This is a genomic window from Streptomyces sp. SPB074, from assembly GCF_000154905.1.
In the GTDB taxonomy this organism is placed as follows: Bacteria; Actinomycetota; Actinomycetes; order Streptomycetales; family Streptomycetaceae; genus Streptomyces.
The window spans coordinates 2,909,310-2,912,652 of record NZ_GG770539.1 but is presented as its reverse complement, the minus strand read 5'-3'; the positions used below and the strand labels follow the sequence as shown (position 1 = coordinate 2,912,652).

Genomic DNA, 3,343 nt, shown 5'->3' with positions numbered 1-3,343 from the left:
GGTCCGCAGCCCTACGGCGGCGGCACCTACGGCGGCCAGCAGGGCCTCACGTACGGCGAGGAGAGCCCGTACCAGGCACCGCGACACCCGGACCCGTACGGGCGGCAGCAGTACCCGCCCGCCTACGGCGGCGGCGAGCGGCAGGGCGGCGGCCAGACCCCGTACGGCAACGGGCAGCAGGCCCCGTACGGCGGTCAGCAGCAGCCCTACAGCGGTCAGCAGCCCTCCCAGGGCCAGCAGCAGTACGGCAACCCGCAGCAGCCTGGCGACCCGCAGCAGTACGGCGGTCAGCAGCCCTACCAGGGGCAGCAGCCCTACGGCGGTCAGCCCCAGTACGGCGGGCAGCCGCAGTCCTACGGCGGGCAGCAGCCCCAGCCGTACCCGGCGCAGCAGCGGCCCACGCCGCCGGACGGCGGTTACCAGGCGCCCGACGCGACCCAGCCCTTCCCCGCCTACGAGCAGGAGCAGGAGCAGGCGCAAGGGCAGGGGCAGGGGTACGGGCAGCGTCCCCCGCACGGCGGCTACGGCTACCCGGACGAGGACCGGCGCCGCTGAGCCGCCCGTCGGGGCGTCCGCACGGGCCCGGGGCGGGCGTCAGAAGCCCCGGGTCCGTTTCGCTCCCTTGCGCGCGATGGTGCCCGGCACACGCAGGAAGAGCCGCGAGATCTCCGAGCCGAGGTTGACGCCGATCGCGATGGCGAGCGCCGTCGCGACCGCGCGCGAGAGCGAGAGCAGGCCGTTGTCCAGCTCGTTCTGCGCGATGCCGAGCAGTCCGTAGTACGTCGCGGAACCGGGCAGCAGCGGCCCGATCGCCGCCGTCACGTACGGCAGCGAGGAGGCGAACTGGTAGCGCGAGAGGAGCTGCCCGAAGAGGCCGACGAGCCCGGCGGCCACCGCCGTCGCGGCGACCGGCGAGATCTTCCCCGTCAGGTGCATCGAGCCGAAGATGAGCCAGGCGACACCGCCGTTGAGCGCGACGGGGAGGACCGTCGAGCGCTCCTGCTGGAGCAGCACCGCGAAGGCGAGCGAGAGCGCGACCGAGGCGAGGAGCTGCGCGACGGGCCTGTTCACGGCGCCCCCGGTCACGTCCGGGTCGAGAGACGCGTGGAGCTGGACGCCCGCGTACAGCACGACGAGCACCCCGATGACGATGCCGACGAAGAAGTACAGGACTTCCAGCAGCCGCGCGGCGGCCGTGATGTAGTACCCGGTCAGCCCGTCCTGCACCCCGGCGACCAGCGCCCGCCCGGGCAGCAGCGCGAACAGGCCACCGGTGATGACGGCGGACGCGCGCAGGTTGGCGTGGGTGAGGTTGAGGGCGACGCCGATCGCCGCGGGCGGGGTCGCGGCGACGAGGAACTGGTAGAACTCCGGCAGCCCGCGCCCGGCGGCGAGCCAGGCGAGCCGGTCGCCGAGCATCGCGCCGATCGCCGCGCAGAAGAAGACGGCCGGGCCACCGCCGACGAGCACCGAGGCGCTCCCCGCGAGCAGCCCGTTCGCCGCCGTGAGCACCCAGCCGGGGTACGGGTGGCGGTTGCGCCGTATCTCGGCCAGCCGCCGGTACGCCTCTTCGAGCGAGACGTCCGTACTGGGCGAGGTGAGGTCGTCCACGAGCTGGAAGACCGCGGCCAGCCGCGTGTAGTCGGTGCCGCGCCGCCGCACGGTGCGCGCGGCGGTCACGGGGTCCTCGACGAGGCTCGGCTGGTAGCTGATGTTGAGGAGGGTGAAGGTGACGTTCGGTTCGACGCGGTCGAGCCCGTACGAGCGCGAGACGGCGAACATCGCGGCCTCGACGTCCTCGGCGCCCTCGCCGCCCGCGAGCAGCAGCTCACCGATACGGAGCGTCAGGTCGAGCACGCGCGGCACGGCGGGGCCCTCGTCGGCGTCGTGCTTCTGCGCCGTCTCGGGGGTGGGACGCTCGGCGACCGGCATCCGCAGCATCGTGCGCATCCGGTCCTGCCACGGCGCCTCCTTCGTCAGCCGCAGGACGGGGATGCCCCCGGCGGGCGTGAAGGCGGGCGGCGCCTCGCGGGCCTCGTAGGAGGGCGGGAGGGAGAAGGCGGAGGTGGCCGCGGCCGGGTCGGCCTCGACGGGCTCGGGCGGCACGAAGCCCTCGGGGAGCGCGAACTCGGAGGTGACCTGCGAGTCGTCCTCGGGCTCGCTCCAGCTCGCCCACCCGTCGGGGGAGGGGAGCCCCGAGGGCGGCGAGAAGGCGCTGCGGGCCTCGTCGGACTGCGGTTTCGCAGAGCCGTCGCCGGGTTCCGGGCCGTCGCCGGGTTCCGGGCCGTCGCCGGGTTCGGGGCCTTCGCCCGGCTCCGTGCCGTCGCCCGGTCCCGGGTCCGCGTGGTCGCGGTCCGCGCCGGGGCCCGCGTGGTCCCGGCCCGCGTCCGCGTCCCGGTCCTCGTGGTGCCGGTCCCGGTCCTCCGCCTCGCTCACCTGTCGCCTCGCTCCTCGTTCGCCGCCGGCTCGTCTCCCCGGGCTTCGGCTCACCCACTGCACAGCACCGTAAACGCCGCGACGGCACAGGGCCCGGCGAGTACCGCGTGGTGAGGGCCCCGCACGTCCCGTACGGCCGCACCGGGCGGGCGCGCGGGGGCCGGGTCCCCGCGCGGGGACGGCGAAGGGCCGCACGGAGACCCCGTGCGGCCCTTCGGGCGCGGCCCCGGGCGGGGACGCGTGCGGCTCAGTGGCCGCCCTGCTCCTGGAGGCGCTTGCGGCTCGCCTCGATCTCGGCCTCGGCCTCGGCGCGGCCGACCCAGTCGGCGCCCTGGACCTCCTTGCCGGGCTCCAGGTCCTTGTAGGACTCGAAGAAGTGCTTGATCTCGTCGCGCAGGAACGGCGAGACGTCCTCGATGTCCTGGAGGTGCGCGAAGCGCGGGTCCCCGGCCGGGACGCACAGCAGCTTGTCGTCGCCGCCCGCCTCGTCGGTCATCTTGAACATGCCGATCGTGCGCGCCTCCACGAGGACGCCCGGGAAGAGCGGCTCGTCCAGGATGACGAGCGCGTCGAGCGGGTCGCCGTCCTCGCCGAGGGTGTTCTCCACGAAGCCATAGTCCGTCGGGTACGCCATCGACGTGTAGAGGCGGCGGTCCAGGCGCACCCGACCGGTCTCGTGGTCCACCTCGTACTTGTTGCGCGAACCCTTCGGGATCTCGATCGTGACGTCGAACTCCACCGCTGGCTCCTCCATGTCGGTACGTGTCCGGGCGTGGCCGCGCCACGCCCGTTGCTGAGCTGTTCGTGACTGCGTCCGACCGGGGGACCCCGTCCGCCGCCGTTCCCGGGGAGGGACCCGTACGGACCGGGGCGCCGTGCTCGCGGTAAGGCGCAGTGGTTAAGTGTC

General features: G+C 74.3%; 2 protein-coding genes and 1 pseudogene. 1 reads left to right on the top strand and 2 read right to left on the bottom strand.

Annotated elements, in window-relative coordinates; genetic code table 11:
- Nucleotides 1–555: pseudogene (locus tag SSBG_RS11920) on the top strand (hypothetical protein); the annotation flags it as partial.
- 39 nt (nucleotides 556–594) lie between these two features.
- Here the strand turns inward: SSBG_RS11920 and SSBG_RS11915 are convergent.
- Both SSBG_RS11915 and SSBG_RS11910 read right to left on the bottom strand, forming a co-directional pair.
- Nucleotides 595–2,436 carry a threonine/serine exporter family protein gene (locus SSBG_RS11915; protein ID WP_008746386.1) on the bottom strand — a complete coding sequence of 614 codons (1,842 nt, stop codon included), beginning with the start codon at nucleotides 2,434–2,436 and terminating at the stop codon, nucleotides 595–597.
- 247 nt (nucleotides 2,437–2,683) lie between these two features.
- Entirely contained in the window at nucleotides 2,684–3,175 is a 492-nt protein-coding gene (locus SSBG_RS11910) for an inorganic diphosphatase (RefSeq protein ID WP_008746385.1), read from the bottom strand.
- Between the last annotated feature and the right edge of the window lie 168 nt (nucleotides 3,176–3,343).